Source organism: Acinetobacter higginsii (assembly GCF_000369525.1).
Classification (GTDB): Bacteria; Pseudomonadota; Gammaproteobacteria; order Pseudomonadales; family Moraxellaceae; genus Acinetobacter; species Acinetobacter higginsii.
The window spans coordinates 511784-529691 of sequence record NZ_KB850070.1 but is presented as its reverse complement, the minus strand read 5'-3'; the positions used below and the strand labels follow the sequence as shown (position 1 = coordinate 529691).

Annotated in this window: 15 protein-coding genes; 14 read left to right on the top strand and 1 reads right to left on the bottom strand. The window is 39.5% G+C overall.

Annotated elements, in window-relative coordinates; all coding sequences use genetic code 11:
• Positions 1-5: 5 nt before the first annotated feature.
• From F902_RS02965 to galE, 10 genes are read left to right on the top strand one after another with little or no spacing between them, the layout of a single operon-like run.
• A complete protein-coding gene (locus tag F902_RS02965) occupies positions 6-1085 on the top strand; it encodes a glycosyltransferase family 2 protein (protein ID WP_017401974.1) in 1080 nt (359 codons plus the stop codon).
• Positions 1082-2068, top strand: a complete 987-nt coding sequence (locus F902_RS02960) for a glycosyltransferase family 2 protein (protein WP_005200907.1) — start codon at positions 1082-1084, stop codon at positions 2066-2068. The genes F902_RS02965 and F902_RS02960 overlap by 4 nt, the downstream gene beginning before the upstream one ends.
• Positions 2065-3105 (top strand): EpsG family protein, encoded by a 1041-nt coding sequence (locus F902_RS02955; RefSeq protein ID WP_005200905.1) that lies wholly within the window; start codon positions 2065-2067, stop codon positions 3103-3105. The genes F902_RS02960 and F902_RS02955 overlap by 4 nt, the downstream gene beginning before the upstream one ends.
• A gap of 6 nt (positions 3106-3111) precedes the next feature.
• Entirely contained in the window at positions 3112-4149 is a 1038-nt protein-coding gene (locus tag F902_RS02950; RefSeq protein ID WP_026057478.1) for a glycosyltransferase family 4 protein, read from the top strand.
• Positions 4150-4154: 5 nt separating this feature from the next.
• Entirely contained in the window at positions 4155-4976 is an 822-nt protein-coding gene (locus F902_RS02945) for a glycosyltransferase (protein ID WP_005200902.1), read from the top strand.
• Between the two features lie 27 nt (positions 4977-5003).
• Positions 5004-5621: a sugar transferase gene (locus tag F902_RS02940; protein WP_004801805.1), complete on the top strand. Its 618-nt coding sequence runs from the start codon at positions 5004-5006 to the stop codon at positions 5619-5621.
• Between the two features lie 32 nt (positions 5622-5653).
• Positions 5654-6529 (top strand): UTP--glucose-1-phosphate uridylyltransferase GalU, encoded by an 876-nt coding sequence (galU, locus tag F902_RS02935; RefSeq protein WP_005200900.1) that lies wholly within the window; start codon positions 5654-5656, stop codon positions 6527-6529.
• A 16-nt stretch (positions 6530-6545) separates the two neighbouring features.
• The gene (locus tag F902_RS02930; protein ID WP_005200898.1) at positions 6546-7805 is read left to right on the top strand and encodes a nucleotide sugar dehydrogenase; all 1260 of its coding nucleotides are present in this window, start codon (positions 6546-6548) and stop codon (positions 7803-7805) included.
• Positions 7805-9481 (top strand): glucose-6-phosphate isomerase, encoded by a 1677-nt coding sequence (pgi, locus tag F902_RS02925; protein ID WP_005200896.1) that lies wholly within the window; start codon positions 7805-7807, stop codon positions 9479-9481. The genes F902_RS02930 and pgi overlap by 1 nt, the downstream gene beginning before the upstream one ends.
• Entirely contained in the window at positions 9474-10490 is a 1017-nt protein-coding gene (gene galE / locus F902_RS02920) for a UDP-glucose 4-epimerase GalE (protein ID WP_005200895.1), read from the top strand. Before pgi ends, galE begins: the two co-directional genes overlap by 8 nt.
• 51 nt (positions 10491-10541) lie before the next feature.
• On the opposite strand, the gene F902_RS02915 is transcribed toward galE, so the two are convergent.
• Positions 10542-11912, bottom strand: a complete 1371-nt coding sequence (locus F902_RS02915) for a phosphohexomutase domain-containing protein (protein WP_005200890.1) — start codon at positions 11910-11912, stop codon at positions 10542-10544.
• Between the two features lie 382 nt (positions 11913-12294).
• Here F902_RS02915 and lldP point away from each other — a divergent pair, with 382 nt between their 5' ends.
• The 4 genes from lldP to dld all read left to right on the top strand — a co-directional run bounded on the left by lldP (position 12295) and on the right by dld (position 17884).
• The gene (gene lldP / locus F902_RS02910; protein WP_171061058.1) at positions 12295-13962 is read left to right on the top strand and encodes an L-lactate permease; all 1668 of its coding nucleotides are present in this window, start codon (positions 12295-12297) and stop codon (positions 13960-13962) included.
• A gap of 19 nt (positions 13963-13981) precedes the next feature.
• A complete protein-coding gene (gene lldR / locus F902_RS02905) occupies positions 13982-14734 on the top strand; it encodes a transcriptional regulator LldR (RefSeq protein ID WP_005200886.1) in 753 nt (250 codons plus the stop codon).
• Positions 14731-15882 (top strand): FMN-dependent L-lactate dehydrogenase LldD, encoded by a 1152-nt coding sequence (gene lldD / locus F902_RS02900; RefSeq protein WP_004801823.1) that lies wholly within the window; start codon positions 14731-14733, stop codon positions 15880-15882. The genes lldR and lldD overlap by 4 nt, the downstream gene beginning before the upstream one ends.
• A gap of 295 nt (positions 15883-16177) precedes the next feature.
• Complete coding sequence (dld, locus tag F902_RS02895) at positions 16178-17884, top strand: D-lactate dehydrogenase (RefSeq protein ID WP_005200882.1); 1707 nt, start codon at positions 16178-16180, stop codon at positions 17882-17884.
• The last annotated feature ends 24 nt before the right edge of the window (positions 17885-17908 follow it).

Here is a 17908-nt window from a genome sequence, read left to right as displayed (position 1 = left end):
AATTCTTGACTGATGCTGTTGGTTTGTTTATAATTTTAATAGCTTTTGCTGTGTCGAAATTTGGGTTGCTTTGGAAGGTGGATGTTGTGCAAATAGTAAAAACCCTATCGATAGTAATGCCGGCCTATAATTCTGAAAAATATATAGAAAAAACATTAGAATCAATTCTAATGCAAAATGATGTCGATTGGCAATGTTTTGAAATAATAGTGGTCAATGATGGTTCTAGTGATAATACAGAAAATAGCGTCAATGAATTTAAAGAAAGAAATCCAAACATAGATATAATTGTAATTAATAAAGAAAATGGTGGGTTAAGCGATGCAAGAAACTATGGTTTAAAACAGGCAAGTGGAAACTATATTTGGTTCTTTGATTCTGATGATTTAATGGAAAAAGATACATTGATGCATGTCCTTAATACGCTGCAGCGTGATAATCTGGACTTGTTGAGTTTAGGTATGCGAGATGTATTTAATTCCTACTCTAAAGATTCTAATATGTTAAATAAGCCTGTAAATGTTATTGTGGATGGTTTAACATATGTTAGTAAATATGATGTTGAATATTCTGCTTGTGTGTTTATTGTAAAAAGAAAGCTATTAATAGATAATAATGTGTTTTTTTTAAAGGGTGTTCTAAGTGAGGACTATGATTTTGTACTGAGATTATATCAATATTGTCGTAGGATAAGTCATTTAGGTATTGTTTGTTATAATTATATCGTGAAGGATGGAAGTTTAAGTAGGCGCAGGGATGAGGCTTATTATACCTTTCATCATACTAGTATGATTAAAATTATTAATAATTTAAAAGAATCTTTTAAAGGCAATAATATCTATCAAGCTGCCATTTTAAAACATATTATCCGTATTAAGATAATTGCTCTGATAAACTTAATGAATTCTACTTTATCTTTTTCTGATAAGAAGAGGTATTATATGGAGTTTAAAGAAGCAGGGTTTTTGGACTTAAAGTCTTTAAGCATTATAAGTTTTTCTTTTAAGCAAAAAATAATTATGCTATTGGTTTTTACTAAATTATTTTATCCACTTATGTATCTAAAGTCTAAAAATAAGCTATGAAATATCAAGTTAGTTTAATTATTCCAGTTTATAAAACTGAAAATTTTATTGAAAAGTGTCTATTGTCGGTATGTAATCAAACTTTGGATCAATTCCAAATAATAATTATTGATGATTGCTCTCCAGATGAATCATTAAGAATAGCCAAGCAAATATTACAACAATATCCTGATAGAGAAAAAGATACTAAAATAGTCTCTTTTGATAAAAATCAGGGAATTTCTTATGTACGAAAATATGCCTTAAATATAGCAGAAGGAAAATATGTAGCTTCATTAGATAGTGATGATTTTTTAGAGCTGGATGCTCTAGAGTCTATGTTGTCTTTTGCCAATATTAATTCCTTAGATATAGTATTTTCAGATTATTATATTAATACTAAAAATAGTATTAAACAGGTTAAACAGAAACCTATTGGTGATAAGTTAAATGTTATATCTCAGCTCTTAGATAATGAGTTGCATGGTTCACTGTGTAATAAGTTGTTTAATATAGATATTTTAAAGAAAGTTTTGATATTGGAAAATGTGAATATTTCTGAAGATTTGCTGATTTGTATTCAAGCTGTCTATTTTTCTAATAATATAGCTTATATTCCTAAAGCATATTTGCATTATGTTAAGTATAATAGTAATTCTTATACTACGAATTTTTCTGAAAGAAAACTATCTGAGATGATAATGGGTGTGAATTTTTTAGATGATTTTTTTTCGAATAAAAATATAAATGAAAACATAAAAGAGGCTTTTTTTTATAGAAAGTGTATTATTAAATCTGATGTATTGACTTATTCTTCTAGGAAAACCAGAGGGAATTATATAGAGTTGTATAATGATGATTTGTCGTTTGCGAAGATTGAACATAAATTAAATATTTATAAAAGGGTTTTGTTCTTTCTTCTGAGAAATAATTTTTTTGTTTTTATGGATTTTTTTATAGGTTTTAGAAACTCTTTGTCAAAAATTAGGAGTAAACTAAAATGAAATTATTGGTAAAAAGAAAATTTTTATTCTTTCTTTTTTTTGCTTTCTTATGCTCATTAATAGTGGGTGGTCGAGGGAATACGAATGATACTTATACTTATTACTCAATATTTAAAAATATAGATAGTTACGATCTTACTAGCTATTATAACTTTTATTTATTAAGTGGGGTTGAATTAGGTTGGGGATTGTATTCTAAAGTTATTTCTATATTTTCAGACAGCTCTTTAGTTTTATTTTCTATATTTTCTTTTTTAACTTTCTCTTTTATATATAAGGCAAGTCATATTATTAGGTTGAACTATGCGTATGTAATGGCTTTTTATATTCCTTCAGGTTTTTTCTTGATGCAGCAATTTATGCAGATTAGACAGGGACTTGCTGTCCCTGCTGTTGTTTTAGCTAGTCTGCTGTATTTATCTAACAAAAAAAAATGGTCTATAGTTTTTTTTATTATTGCAATTTTATTTCATCAGATCACTTTTTCTTATATTTTAATTTTTTTATGTTATTTACTCTTGGATAGAAAATATCCTTTAAGCTATTCGAGACTTCGATTTTATTCTGTTCTTTTTGGTATTTTATTTTTTGTTTTTATATTGGCTAGAACAGTAATGTTGCCTTTAGCTTCAAGTTTTTTTGATCGTTTAGTATCTTACTCAAATTCTGATTATGCTGAGGAGGTTGGTTTTTTTTCACTAGCTAATATTAAATTTTATTTAGAGTTTGTTTTAATTTTATGTTTGACAAATAAGAAAATATTATTAAATAAGTTTTATGTGTTTATGGTTTTTATTTTTACTGTTGGTTTAACATTGCGTATTGCTTTTTTTGATTTTGGAATTTTAAGTGGTAGGTTGTCAAACGTCTTTTTATTTATAGAAATATTTCTAATTCCATATTTACTTTCACAACGATTGAAAAAAGCACCTTTTTATTTGTTTTTAACTCTTTATTTTATTATTATTTTTTATGTGACATGGGTTTATCAAGCAGGCCTATTTCTTCAAGATTATTATTTTATCCCCTTGGAGTAAAATTTGATTAATTTAGTTTTTATTGTTAGTTCACTTCGTTATAAGTCTGGCACAGAGCGAGTAGTATGTCAGTTAGCAAATTCTTTTGTAAATCTAGATTATAAAGTTACTATTCTTAATAGAGATACAACTGAGACACTGGTGGCATATCCTTTAGATGATAAAGTGGTTGTTAAAGATTTTGCTGGAAATTATTTAAGCTTTTATAAGCAGACGAATAATTATATTAATACAGCTAAACCAGATATTATTGTCGTACATAATATGGGTAAGTTGTCCTTATTGAGTAGTTTTTTGAGTATTCCAAGTAATTGTCAACTCGTATCTTTAGAACACGTTGCTTTTTTAAGTCGTGCAAAGTGGGTGCAATTTTTATATAAATTTCGTGCATCTAAGTTTAATAAAATTATTACATTAACTCAAAATGATAAAACGCAGTTTGACTCGTTTCATAAAAATGTTCTTGTTATTCCTAATTTTTCGCCTTTCCCTATAGCTTTAACAATCAATAAGCATAATCAAAAAATTGTAACTATTGGTCGCTTAACAGACCAAAAAAACTATATTCATTTATTAAGGGCTTGGGAAAAAATTTATACTTCAATTCCAAACTGGAAACTTCATATTTATGGTGAGGGAGAACAGTTCGGAATGCTACAAGAGTATATAGATAAAAATGTTCTTCAAAATGTGACTTTGAAAGGTGTTACATCTGATGTGAAATCTGTTTATGAAGAGTCTAGCTTTTTTGTAATGTCTTCAAAATATGAAGGTTTACCAATGGTTTTAATTGAAGCCCAAAGTTTTGGTTTGCCAATAGTATCGTATGATTGTCCTAATGGACCGAGTGATGTGATACAAAATGGTCAGAATGGTTTGTTGATTAAAACCCAAGATATTCCAGGATTGGCAAAAGCGATGTTAGAGTTAGCATCCTCACCAGATTTACTGACCCAATTCTCAAAAAACTCATTGTTGAATGCTCGGAAATATCAGGTCGAGCAAATTATCAATATTTGGGTTGAAAGAGTTCTGAAAGGATAATTGAAATGTTTTCAGTATTAATCTCTATTTATTACAAAGAAAACTCTGAGCACTTTAATATGTGTATGGAGAGTATTTGGGATAAACAGATATTAAAGCCAACCGAAGTTATCTTAGTTGAAGACGGTCCCTTGACCCCAGAGCTGAATTGTGTTATTTCGGAATGGAAAGATAAATTAGGTCCAATTTTACGCACTAAGAAACTTACTGAAAATGTTGGTACAGGTAGAGCCAAGAATATTGGTTTACAAGAGTGTACTTTTGATATCGTATGTATTGTTGATACAGATGATATCTGTGTTCCAGAGCGTTTTGAAAAACAGATAGATTTTTTGGTGCGTCATCCAGATGTTTCTATTGTTGGGGGGCAAATTTTTGAATTTATTGATAGTATTAAAAATCCAACAGGTATGCGTAAAGTTCCATTGTCGCATGATGAATTAAAGTCTTATGCAATAAAGCAAAGTCCATTTAATAATATGACGATTGCTTATCGTAAACTAGCTGTTTTATCTGTTGGTGGGTATCAGCATCATTTATGGATGGAGGACTATAATCTTTTTCTTAGACTAATCGCTAAAGGCTATGAAATTAGAAATTTACCAGATGTTTTAGTGTACGCACGTATTGATAATGGAATGCATGCTCGACGTAAAGGCTTGGAATATATTAAAAGTGAAAAAAAGTTGTTGGATTTAAAAAAAGAGTTGAAGTTACAAGATCCAATTCATGCTAATATAGTTTTTTTGTTACGGTCAGTGTTTCGACTACTACCATCCACGATGTTGGGGAAAATTTATAATAATTTTCTTAGGAAGAAAGTCTAAATTATTTTGATATATGGGTTTCAAACAATGAAAAGGCTTGTTGATATAGTTGTTGCATCTGTAGCAATTTTATTACTTTCTCCAATATTTATTCTCGTTGCTTACAAGGTCAGGAAGAACTTAGGCGCTCCTATCTTTTTTTATCAGGAACGCCCTGGTAAAGACGGTAAGCTATTTAAAATGATTAAGTTCCGCTCGATGAAAGATGCTACAGATTCCGAAGGTAACGCTTTACCTGATGAGCAGCGGATTACACCATTTGGACAAAAATTACGCTCTACAAGCTTGGATGAAATGCCACAGCTATTTAATGTGCTAAAAGGCGATATGAGCGTCGTTGGGCCTCGGCCAATGTTAAAAGAATTTGTTGAACTTTATTCACCTGAGCAAGCGCGTCGTTTGGATGTAAAACCTGGGATGACCGGCTTAGCACAAGTGAGTGGGCGTAATGAATTAGATTATGAAGACCGCTTTAAATGTGATGTTTGGTATGTCGATCATCATAATACCTTCGTTGATTTTAAAATCATGTGGAAAACATTAGGCGTTATGTTGAAACGTGAAGGAATTAATGCGCCTGGACATGTTGGTCCCTCTTTATTTAAGGGGAATAATTTACAAGAACAAGATAAAATTAACTCTTGAAGATCTATCTAAATCAATGAAGTAGTAATGTAATGATCAAGAAAGCAATTTTACCTGTCGCAGGTTTAGGTACACGATTCTTACCAGCAAGCAAATCTATTCCAAAGGAAATGGTGACTGTTGTTGATCGTCCAGCCATTGAATATGTGGTACGTGAAGCAGTTGATGCTGGGATTGAACAAATTATTTTGGTCACACATTCCTCTAAAGCCTCGATTGAGAATTATTTTGATCGTAATTTCGAGTTAGAAACAACTTTAGAACAAAAAAAGAAATTTGATCTACTCAAAGAAATTACTGATATTTTACCGAAGCATGTCAGCGTTGTGAGCGTGCGTCAGCCGCAGCCTTTAGGCCTTGGGCATGCTGTACTTTGTGCAAAAGATATCGTGGGTAATGAAGCCTTTGCCGTATTATTACCTGACGTTTTAGTCAAGAATCAAGTCTCTGAAAATGATTTGTCTCTGATGATCCAGCGCTTTGAGACATCTCAAGCAGCACAGATTATGGTTGAAGCAGTACCTGATCATTTGGTTGATCAATATGGTATTGTGGATGTCGCGGTTTCACCGAATGAAGGTGAAAGCGTTGTGATGCAGGGAATCGTTGAAAAACCTGCGGTGGGTACAGCACCTTCGAACTTATCTGTGGTTGGTCGTTATATTTTACCAGCACAGATTATGGCGCTTTTAGAAAATACCCCACGCGGAGCTGGAAATGAAATTCAGCTCACTGATGCCATTGCAGCATTACAGCAAGCAGAAGCTGTTGAAGCGTATCGCATGAAAGGGCAGACTTTCGATTGTGGTAGTAAGCTTGGATACCTAAAAGCTGTATTACACTATGGTATTGAGCATCCCAAATTGGGCGCAGATTTTAAGGGCTTAATTCAAGAATTGGCCCTGTAGTTTAGGGCATGTGGTTATGAAAGTTGCAATCTTTGGCAATACATTATATGCAGGCGTGATGTCTGCATTATTGTCTGAATCTGGGCACTTTGTGTATTGGTGCTCACATCTCAATGATAATTCCGCTGATCAGCAGTACTCATTTCATGATGAAAATGTTAGCCGTTTACTGGAACAACAGTTAAACAGTGGTTTTCTCAGTTATCGTGATTTGGATGCTATCCCTTTAGATATAGATGCCTATTTATTTAGTTTTAATCAAACACAAGAACAACAAGTTTTTCAACTGCTACAGTCGTTAAAACAGCGCCCGATTATTCATCCAAAACTGATGATTAATGCTTCAACCTTTGGTTTGCAGGGGACTGATCACTTTAAACAAATCCTTTCCGAAGATGACTGGGTTTATTTACCAGATACGATTCAAGAAGGAAATGCTTTACAGAGTTTAACTCAAGCAAAACAAATGATTGTAGGGTGCACGCAAGTTGACGTTCAGAGTAAAGTAAAAGAATTGCTAAGGCCTCTTTTTCCTTTGACACAGCAGTATCTGTTTATGCCAATTTTGGATGCTGAATTTACGAAGCTCAGTATTTCAGGCATGTTGGCGACAAGAATTAGCTATATTAATGACTTGGCCGTGGTTGCTGAGAAACTCGGGATTGATATTGCTTCAGTCCGTCAGGGTATGGCGGCGGATAACCGTATTGGTTCAGCTTACTTAGCCCCTGGTGCTGGTTTTGGCGGTGAAAATTTTTCTCATGATATTTTGACACTCTCTAATACAGTTGCAAATACAGGCGTTAAAAGCCAATTGCTTGCACAAGTATGGGACATCAATGAGCAACAAAAAGAAATCCTGTTCCGTAAGTTTTGGAACTATTATCATGGTGATTTAAAGGGTAAGTCCGTTGCAATTTGGGGGGCTTCTTTTAAAGAAAATACCTCAAGTATTCAGCAATCACCCATTCACCAAATGCTTGCGGCACTATGGGCGCAAGGGGTGACGGTTCATCTACATGATCCGCAGGCTTTGGATGAAATTAAACAGATGTATGGGCAGCGTGACGATTTAGTCCTCTGTGATGATCAGTATGATGCGGTGAAAAATGTGCACGGTCTATGTGTTTTAACCGCATGGAAACAATACTGGAGTCCGGACTTTAAACAGCTCGAACAACTGATGGCACATCCTTTGATATTGGATGGTCGCAATATTTATGATCCAGACTATGTTAAATTACAAGGTTTCGCATATATGGGCGTGGGGCGTTAATGATGATCAAGCAAATTCAGCCTTTTGCCGTTAAGGCACCAGCGTCAGTGCTTGAGCATTTATCATCTTTGCAAAAGCAAATTAAAGAGGTTCATCTCAAAGAATTATTTGCAGCAGATCCCTCACGCTTTAAACGGTTCTCAGTTGAACATGATCAAATTGTTCTAGATTTTAGTAAACATCGTATTGATCAAAATATTTTAAATGGCTTGGTCGACTTAGCTCAGGCACAAGATTTAAAACAATGGATTAAGACATTATTTTCTTCGGAACAAATTAATTATACCGAGCATCGTGCCGCAATGCATTGGGCTCTACGCTTGCCGCAATCGAGTCCAGATTTTCCTCAGGAGAATCAACAGGTACAGCAACAGCTGGAGCGGATGTATGCTTTGGTGGATAAAATCCATGCTGGACAATATCGTGGCGCAACAGGTGAAGTCATTCAGGATGTGGTCAATATTGGTGTCGGAGGCTCTGATTTAGGCCCTTTAATGGTGACACATGCATTGTCTGATTTTAAGGTGACGAGTACAAAGCCTTTAGATGTGCACTTTGTCTCGACCATGGATGGTAGTCAACTGTCTGACCTGCTACATCAGTTGCGCCCAGAAACGACATTATTTATTATTTCCTCGAAGTCATTTGGCACCATTGATACCTTGTCGAATGCACAAACTGTGCGTCAATGGTTAGAAAAGTCGCTTGGACAGAATGAAAAAATTCTGCAGAATCATTTTATTGGGGTCTCGACCAAACCTGAAAAAATGACGGAATGGGGCATTGCCGCTGATAAGCAGCTGTTGCTATGGGACTGGGTCGGTGGTCGTTATTCACTTTGGTCTTGTATTGGTCTGCCGATTGCGCTGACGATTGGAGTTGATGGTTTTAAGCAGTTGTTAGCGGGCGCGCACGAGATTGATCAACATTTTCAAACAGCACCATTTCAGCAGAATATTCCGGTATTGATGGGATTGTTAGGGGCATGGAATAATAATTTCCTTGAAATCCAAACCCATGCTGTGTTGCCCTATGACGGCCGACTCAAATATTTCGCCGCTTATTTGCAGCAGCTTGAAATGGAGTCCAATGGTAAATCGATCCAGCGTAATGGCGAAAAGGTGAATACAGCCACTTGCCCGATTGTGTGGGGGGAGGTTGGACCTAATGCTCAGCATGCCTTTTATCAGTTGCTGCATCAAGGCACGCATTCAGTCAGTTGTGACTTTATTGCACCGGTAAAGCGTTATAATGCCAATCAATTTACTTATGCTGAAAGTGCAGAGGCTTTGGTTGAACAGCATCATCTGGCCTTATCGAATTGTTTGGCGCAGTCGCGATTATTGGCCTTTGGTAATCAAGCTTTGGCAGCAGATGAACTTGAAGATTTACCTGCTTATAAGCAATACGAAGGCAATCAGCCAAGTTCAACCATTTTACTCAAAGAGCTGAATCCTTATAGTTTAGGGATGCTGATTGCGACGTATGAACACAAAGTTTTTGTGCAGTCGGTATTGTGGAATATTAATCCCTTTGATCAATGGGGGGTTGAAAAAGGTAAAGAGATTGCCAATCAACTGTTACCGATTTTAAACCGTGAGCAAGATGATTTATCTGCTTTTGATACATCGACGCAAGGTTTGTTGAAAATATTGTTAGGAAAAATAGATGGCTAAAATTTTAGTCACAGGTGGTGCGGGTTATATTGGCTCACATACCTGTTTAGAACTACTCAATGCAAGTCATGACGTTGTTGTATTTGATAATCTTTCAAATAGTTCTGAAGAAGCTTTACGTCGTGTACAGAAACTCGCCAATAAAAGCTTGGTTTTTGTAAAAGGTGATATTCGTAATCAGGATGCGTTAGATCAGGTCTTTCAGGCCTATTCTATTGATGCGGTCATTCATTTTGCAGGTCTCAAAGCTGTCGGTGAGAGCCAACAGGTTCCATTGACTTATTTTGATAATAACATTGCCGGCAGTGCTCAATTGGTCAAGGCGATGGAACGCGCTGGCGTATTTAACTTGGTATTTAGTTCATCTGCAACGGTATATGATGAAGCCAATAGTTCTCCGTTAAATGAAGATATGCCAACAGGTATGCCAAATAACAATTATGGTTATACCAAACTGATTGTCGAGCAAATGCTGCAAAAACTGGCACAGGCAGACTCGCGTTGGTCGATTGCTTTACTTCGTTATTTTAACCCTGTCGGTGCGCATAAAAGCGGTCAGATTGGAGAAGATCCGCAGGGGATTCCAAATAACTTAATGCCTTATGTCACACAAGTTGCAGTTGGTCGTCGTGAAAAGCTGGCAATTTATGGCAATGATTATGACACCGTTGATGGTACAGGGGTTCGTGATTATATCCATGTGGTCGATTTGGCCAATGCGCATTTGTGTGCCTTAAATAATCGCTTATCTGCTCAAGGATGTCGTGCTTGGAACATTGGGACAGGCAATGGTTCATCTGTATTAGAAGTTAAAAATACCTTTGAGCAAATCAATGCTGTACCTGTTGCATTTGAATTTGCACCACGTCGTGCAGGTGATGTCGCCACTTCATTTGCAGACAATAGCCGTGCGATTACAGAGTTGGGTTGGCAGCCTCAATATACGTTGGAAGATATGTTGGCAGACAGTTGGAACTGGCAGAAGCAGAATCCCAACGGCTTTAACTGAATAGAACAGCAATAAAAAAGGAGCGATAGGCTCCTTTTTTATTGGGCTGAATTAACCCTGAATTAACACCGTTAATTCATCGACATAATGTTGCATCGGTTCTGGGTTTTGGTCGGCACGACTTTCAATATTTAAACGCAGTAAAGGCTCGGTATTCGAAGCACGGACATTTAAACGCCATGCACCAAAATCAAGGCTCACACCATCGGTACGATCAACCTGTGGATTCTGATCGGCATAATGATCAAAAATCTTTTGTACAGTGGCTTGTGTATCCGCCACTTTAAAATTGATTTCACCGCTACATGGGAATTTGGCAATCATGTTTTCAACTAAAGTTGAAAGAGATTGACCCGTTTCCGAAAGCAGGGCAATGGTGAGTAACCAAGGGATCATACCGCTATCGCAATAGGCAAAGTCACGGAAATAGTGATGTGCGCTCATTTCCCCGCCGTACACGGCATTGTGCTCACGCATGACATCCTTAATAAAAGCATGTCCAGATTTAGATTGCACTGCGATGCCTTGGTATTGATCGACGATGTCAAAGGTATTCCAGACCAGACGTGGATCATGCACAATCTTTTCACCTGATTGTTTGATCAGGAAGGCCTGTGCCAATAAACCAACGATGTAATAACCTTCGATAAATTGGCCTTTTTCATCAAACAGGAAGCAACGGTCAAAGTCGCCATCCCAAGCAATCCCCATATCCGCCTGATGTTGCAGCACAGCATTACGAGTGCTGTCGCGGTTTTCAATCAGAATTGGGTTCGGAATACCATTCGGGAAGCGACCATCTGCTTCGTGGTGAATTTTAATAAATTCTACTGGAATATTCAGTTGCTGGAATTTTTGTTCGATGGCGTCAATCACATGACCTGCTGCGCCATTGCCCGCATTGACCACAAGTTTAAGGGGTTTAATTTTTTGTGGATCAATATAGGTGAGTAGGTGTTCAATAAACTCAGGCAAAATATTGTAGGGTTGGGTCGTACCTTTTTGTGCGACCTCTACAAATTGCCCTGTTTCAGCCAGTGCCTGAATTTCTTTTAAGCCTGTTTCTGCACTGATTGGACGTGCATTTTCACGCACCAGTTTCATCCCGTTGTAATCCATTGGGTTGTGGCTGGCAGTCACTTCGATACCGCCTTGTACATCCAAATGAAAAGCTGCGAAATAGACTTCTTCTGTGCCGGTCATGCCCAAATCAAGCACATTGATACCTGCATCATTTAAGCCTCGAATTGTGGCCTGTTTTAAGCCTTCGCTACTTAAACGGATATCACAACCAATCACCACGGTTTTCGGTTGATAGATCTGCCCATAGGCACGACCAATGTTATAAGCAATCTCTTCATTCAGTTCAGTACCGAGTTTGCCGCGAATATCGTAGGCTTTAAAGCAAGTCAGTTGAGTCATATTGTTCAATTCATAGTGATGTGATTTGAGTTGTGAACAGATTATACAGATATCGCTACAAAGTCATATTTATTGTTTTATCTTCAGCGGTTGAGGACCTGAGCTACATAAATTGAATGCTGGTTGGAAAATTTTTATCAGACTTTAGTCGAATGCCGAAAGCGCACATGAACAGAAAAGGATTGATTTATTTTAATTATTATTGGTCATACCAATTATGATTGCGTTGATAGGGTTGATCCTGATAATTCATATAATTAAGATGCATGAAGATTGCGAATGAGTAAGATTTGCTGATTTATTAAATATTGGTCATACCAATATTGTGAAGATTCGTTAAATATCGAAGTAAAAACAAAATGACGCCCAGCATTTCAAGGAGATGAGAATGCTAAATGTGTGGCAACAACTATATGATCCTTTAAACAATATCTGGCTATCCAGTGCTGTAGCACTGATCCCGATTATTTTCTTCTTTTTGGCTTTGGCTGTATTTCGTTTAAAAGGCAGTGTCGCGGGAACCTGTACCGTAATCATTGCTATGTTGATTGCTTTATTCTTTTATCAAATGCCAGCTGAAATGGCATTTGCTTCAGTGGTTTATGGTTTTTTCTACGGTTTATGGCCGATCTCGTGGATTATTATCGGGGCGGTTTTTCTGTATAAAATTTCGGTAAAAACGGGGCAGTTTGATGTGATTCGCTCAAGTATTTTGTCGATTACTGAAGATCAGCGCCTACAGATGCTCTTGGTCGGTTTTGCCTTTGGAACCTTTTTAGAGGGTGCGGCAGGCTTTGGTGCACCAGTCGCCATTACAGCAGCTCTATTGGTCGGCTTGGGCTTTAAACCGCTCTATGCTGCGGGGCTCTGTCTGATTGTGAATACGGCTCCTGTGGCCTTTGGTGCCATGGGTATTCCGATTATTGTGGCTGGGCAGGTGTCTGGTGTCGATACTATGGAAATCAGCCAGATGGTAGGCCGCCAATTGCCTTTTTTAACCATCATTGTGCTGTTCTGGATTATGGCGATCATGGACGGTTGGCGTGGCGTGAAAGAAACTTGGCCTGCGGTACTGGTCGGTGGTAGTGCCTTTGCCATTGCACAATATCTGACCTCGAACTTTTTGGGACCAGAACTGCCTGATATTACCGCTGCGATTGCCTCATTGGTCAGTTTGACCTTGTTGTTCCGTGTCTGGAAACCGAAACATATTTTCCGTTTTGAAATGACTGATGAACAAGCAGCCAGCCATGCGGTCTCATCACAACAGCGTTATAGCATTGCCCAGATTGCCAAAGCATGGTCACCATTTATGATTTTGACCGTGATGGTGACCATTTGGAGTGTGAAACCATTTAAAGCGCTCTTTGCCAAAGACGGTGCTTTGGCGGACTGGATTTTTAAAATTGAAGTCCCGTATCTGCATAAGCTGGTGGAAAAAATGGCCCCGATTGTGCCTGAAACCACCGCTTATGAAGCGATCTATAAATTTGATTGGCTCTCTGCCACAGGTACGGCTATTTTTATTGCCGCAATTATCACCATCATATTCCTGAAGATGAAAACCCGTGATGCGGTTAGTACCTTTGGCGAAACATTGAATGAATTAAAAACGCCGATTTATTCGATTGGGATGGTGTTGGCCTTTGCTTTTATTGCTAACTATTCAGGTCTTTCTGCGACCTTGGCTTTGGCACTCTCGCATACGGGCCATGCCTTTACTTTCTTCTCGCCATTCTTGGGCTGGCTGGGTGTATTCCTAACCGGTTCAGATACCTCATCCAATGCGCTGTTTTCGGCTTTGCAAGCGACTACAGCCCAGCAAATCGGTATTCCAGAAGTGTTGTTGGTCGCAGCCAATACCAGTGGTGGGGTAACTGGCAAGATGATTTCACCGCAATCGATTGCGATTGCCTGTGCAGCCGTGGGCTTGGTTGGAAAAGAATCGGACCTGTTCCGTTTCACGGTAAAACATAGCATCATATTTACAGTCTTTGTTGGCATCATTGTCACGGTTCAGGCTTATCTGGTGCCGTGGATGATTCCATAACTCTAATCAAGGAAATGTGATGAGAATCTCCGATCAAGTGGTCATGAAATTACAGGCACTCATTGAGCAACGCCAGATGAAACAAGGTGATCGCTTACCTGCCGAGCGTCAACTTGCGACCAGCTTGGGCGTATCTCGTCCGTCCTTACGTGAAGCGATCCAACAGTTGAATAGTCAGGGCGTGCTCAGTAGCCGCCGTGGTGATGGGACCTATATCCAACAATTACCCGAGCAGTGGCCGCAACAGCTCATCGTCAATCCGATCAGTCACTTGATTGAAGAAGATCCACTGTACCGTTTTGATGTACAGGAAGCACGTTTGTTGCTTGAAGGCGGTACGGCATGGTACGCCGCACTGCGTTCGACCCCTGAGGATCGTGCCAAAATTCATCATTGTTTTGATGAGATCAGTCGTTATCAAAATGCAGGCGATTCAGCTCGGGCGGCAGTGGCGGATGCTGAATTTCATCTGGCGATTGCTGAGGCCTCACACAATATTGTGCTGATTCAAATGATGCGTAGTCTGTTTGACTTGTTGCAATACAACGTCTTGCTTGGGCGTAACAAAGTTTATAACCATCCTGTCAATGGTGACTTACTCAGTGAGCAGCATTTTCAGGTGATGGATGCGATTGATCGTCAAGATCCCGAGGCCGCACGCCAAGCCGTGTGTGGTCATATTGAATTTGTGATTAATCATGTACGTGCTCTGGACGAAAATGAAGCTCGCCAGAAACGTGCAACACGTTTAACTAGAGTTGATTCAAAATGATTATTTCTTCTGGCAATGATTATCGTGCTGCGGCGCAACGTCGGTTACCGCCCTTTTTATTTCACTATATCGATGGTGGAGCATATTCGGAACATACCTTAAAACGTAATGTGCAGGATCTTTCTGAAATTGCCTTGCGCCAACGGGTGCTGAATGACATGTCGGCATTGAGTCTGGAAACCAAGCTGTTTAACGAAACCTTATCGATGCCAGTGGCTTTGGCACCTGTGGGTTTAACCGGTATGTATGCACGTCGTGGTGAGGTGCAAGCCGCAGTGGCAGCAGATCAAAAGGGTATTCCATTCACTTTATCGACGGTTTCAGTCTGTCCGATTGAGGAAGTGGCTCCTGCAATTCAGCGTCCAATGTGGTTCCAGCTGTACGTGTTGCGTGATCGTGGCTTTATGCGCAATGCCTTGGAACGTGCCAAGGCGGCAGGTTGTTCAACATTGGTATTTACCGTGGATATGCCTGTGCCAGGGGCACGTTATCGTGATGCTCATTCAGGTATGAGCGGTCCCAATGCGGCGATGCGTCGTTATCTGCAATCAATGTTGCATCCGCATTGGGCATGGAATGTCGGGATGTGTGGCCGTCCGCATGACTTGGGCAATATCTCAAAATATCTGGGTAAACCGACTGGGCTTGAAGACTATATCGGCTGGTTAGGTTCTAACTTTGATCCATCAATTTCATGGAAAGATCTGGAGTGGATTCGTGAGTTTTGGGATGGCCCGATGGTGATTAAGGGGATTCTGGATCCTGAAGATGCTAAGGATGCGGTGCGTTTTGGTGCCGATGGCATCGTGGTGTCCAATCATGGTGGGCGTCAGCTTGATGGGGTGATGTCTTCTGCACGGGCCTTGCCTGCGATTGCTGATGCGGTCAAAGGCGATCTGGCGATTCTGGCAGATTCAGGCATCCGTAATGGCCTAGATGTGGTACGCATGTTGGCGCTTGGTGCAGATACGGTGTTATTGGGGCGTGCCTTTGTGTATGCCTTGGCGGCAGCAGGTGGGCAAGGGGTATCAAACTTGCTGGATTTGATTGAGAAGGAAATGCGGGTAGCAATGACGTTGACGGGCGCTAAGTCGATTCAAGAGATTAATGCGGATTGTTTGGTACAGGCCATTAAACAAGGTTTTTAAAAATAATTTTCTAAGTTTAGTCGTAGGCACAGCCGCCAAGTTTGGTGACATGCTTATGTCTGAGGTAGAGGCCTTTGTCACTTTTGAAAGGTCAAAAGTAACCAAAAACCTTTTGTTGAGCAAACCGTACTTCCTTGTACGGTTGCTCAACAGGCGGCATCCTTGCCGCCAACCGCGATAGTAAATATAGGGCTGATTCAAATTGAAGAATGAGCTACTCAAATGATAAATGACAAACAGTAAGACTCCGTCGTATTGGTCTAAGTTTATAAATGGATGATCCAAAGGAGCCATCATGCAAACATTTTCTCCCAAAGTGGTGATTGATCGTTTACAGCAGATTGTTGGACGTCAGCATGTACTGAGTGATGATCAAAGTACACGGCAGTATCGTCAAGGTCGTCGTTTTGGTGAGGGGAAAGTCTTTGCAGTGGTCATTCCCGGCACTTTGCTGGAACAATGGCAGGTGCTACAAGCCGCGATTGAAGCGGACTGTATCGTCATCATGCAAGCGGCCAATACGGGCCTGACGGGTGGCTCAACCCCATATGGCGATGATTATGACCGTCCTGTTTTGGTGATGAGTACGCGCCGTTTAAAGGGTATTCAAGTCATTCATGAGGGTAAGCAGGTGATTTGTTTACCGGGGGCGACCTTGGACAATCTGGAACAAGTCCTGAAAGGCTATGATCGTGAGCCACATTCGGTGATTGGGTCTTCCTGTATTGGTGCTTCGGTCTTAGGCGGGGTGTGTAACAATTCAGGTGGCGCCTTGGTACGTCGTGGGCCTGCTTATACCGAACTGGCGCTGTATGCACAGGTCAATGCGCAAGGTCAGCTGGAGTTGGTCAATCATCTGGGTGTGAATTTAGGCTCAAGCCCAGAAGAAATCCTGACCCGTTTAGAGCAGCAGCGCTATCAAGCCACAGATATTTTAGATGATGCTGAAAAGCAGGCATCCGATCAGCGTTATGCACAAGATGTCACTCAGGTCGATGCTGATAGTCCTGCACGCTTTAATGCTGATCCCTCAAGACTGTTTGAAGCCTCAGGTTCTGCGGGAAAAGTCTGCGTGTTTGCGGTGCGTTTGGATACTTATGAAAAGGTAGAGAGCAGTGTATTTTATATTGGTACAAATGATGCCGATGATCTGACTGCAATTCGACGTTATTTACTGACCTCGCTGCCAAGCTTGCCGATTGCAGGGGAATACATCCATCGTGATGCGTATCATATCGGTGAAAAATACGGCAAAGATACCTTTCTGTTTATTGAGAAATTTGGCACCGCCAATGTGCCCAAAGCCTTTGCACTTAAAGACAAGGTCGATGGCTTTTTAGAACAATTTAAAATCAAAGGGCTGACCGATCATCTGTTACAAGCGATCACGGCCTTGTTGCCGAGTCATTTACCTAAACGAATGACCGAATATCGCGATCATTATGAGCATCACCTGATGTTGCGAGTCGAAAATAATTGCAAAGCCCAGACCGAGCAATTTTTACAAGACTATTTTGCGGTACATGCTTCGGGCAATTTTTTTCTTTGTGATGCTGATGAAGGACGTAAAGCCTTTTTGCATCGTTTTGCGGTAGCAGGTGCTGCGATTCGTTATCGTGATACCCATCGCGATGAGGTTGAAGATATTGTGGCATTAGACATTGCATTACGCCGTAATGACCGTGAATGGGTCGAGCAATTGCCTGTGGAGATGGAACAGCAGATTATCCATAAACTTTACTATGGGCACTTTTTCTGTCACGTGTTTCATCAAGATTACATTCTTAAAAAGGGCAATGATCCTTTAGCGATGGAACATCAGATGTGGCAGTTGCTGGATGCACGCCGTGCTGAATATCCTGCCGAGCATAATGTGGGGCATCTGTATATTGCCAAGCCAGCATTGGCCAATTTCTATCAGAAACTTGATCCGAATAATTGTTTTAATGTCGGGATAGGACAGACCTCTAAATTGAAGTATTGGGGCAAGGCCAAGTCCTGACTTTAAATAAAACAGGAAATAAAA

What these genes read in the sequence shown, in the direction of transcription:
- galU (WP_005200900.1), top strand. Translation starts at nt 5,654, where the DNA reads ATGATCAAGAAAGCAATTTTACCTGTCGCAGGTTTAGGTACACGATTC.
- F902_RS02930 (WP_005200898.1), top strand. Translation starts at nt 6,546, where the DNA reads ATGAAAGTTGCAATCTTTGGCAATACATTATATGCAGGCGTGATGTCT.
- lldD (WP_004801823.1), top strand. Translation starts at nt 14,731, where the DNA reads ATGATTATTTCTTCTGGCAATGATTATCGTGCTGCGGCGCAACGTCGG.
- F902_RS02915 (WP_005200890.1), bottom strand. Translation starts at nt 11,912, where the DNA reads ATGACTCAACTGACTTGCTTTAAAGCCTACGATATTCGCGGCAAACTC.
- F902_RS02940 (WP_004801805.1), top strand. Translation starts at nt 5,004, where the DNA reads ATGAAAAGGCTTGTTGATATAGTTGTTGCATCTGTAGCAATTTTATTA.
- pgi (WP_005200896.1), top strand. Translation starts at nt 7,805, where the DNA reads ATGATGATCAAGCAAATTCAGCCTTTTGCCGTTAAGGCACCAGCGTCA.
- lldR (WP_005200886.1), top strand. Translation starts at nt 13,982, where the DNA reads ATGAGAATCTCCGATCAAGTGGTCATGAAATTACAGGCACTCATTGAG.
- F902_RS02955 (WP_005200905.1), top strand. Translation starts at nt 2,065, where the DNA reads ATGAAATTATTGGTAAAAAGAAAATTTTTATTCTTTCTTTTTTTTGCT.
- galE (WP_005200895.1), top strand. Translation starts at nt 9,474, where the DNA reads ATGGCTAAAATTTTAGTCACAGGTGGTGCGGGTTATATTGGCTCACAT.
- F902_RS02960 (WP_005200907.1), top strand. Translation starts at nt 1,082, where the DNA reads ATGAAATATCAAGTTAGTTTAATTATTCCAGTTTATAAAACTGAAAAT.
- F902_RS02945 (WP_005200902.1), top strand. Translation starts at nt 4,155, where the DNA reads ATGTTTTCAGTATTAATCTCTATTTATTACAAAGAAAACTCTGAGCAC.
- lldP (WP_171061058.1), top strand. Translation starts at nt 12,295, where the DNA reads ATGAGAATGCTAAATGTGTGGCAACAACTATATGATCCTTTAAACAAT.
- dld (WP_005200882.1), top strand. Translation starts at nt 16,178, where the DNA reads ATGCAAACATTTTCTCCCAAAGTGGTGATTGATCGTTTACAGCAGATT.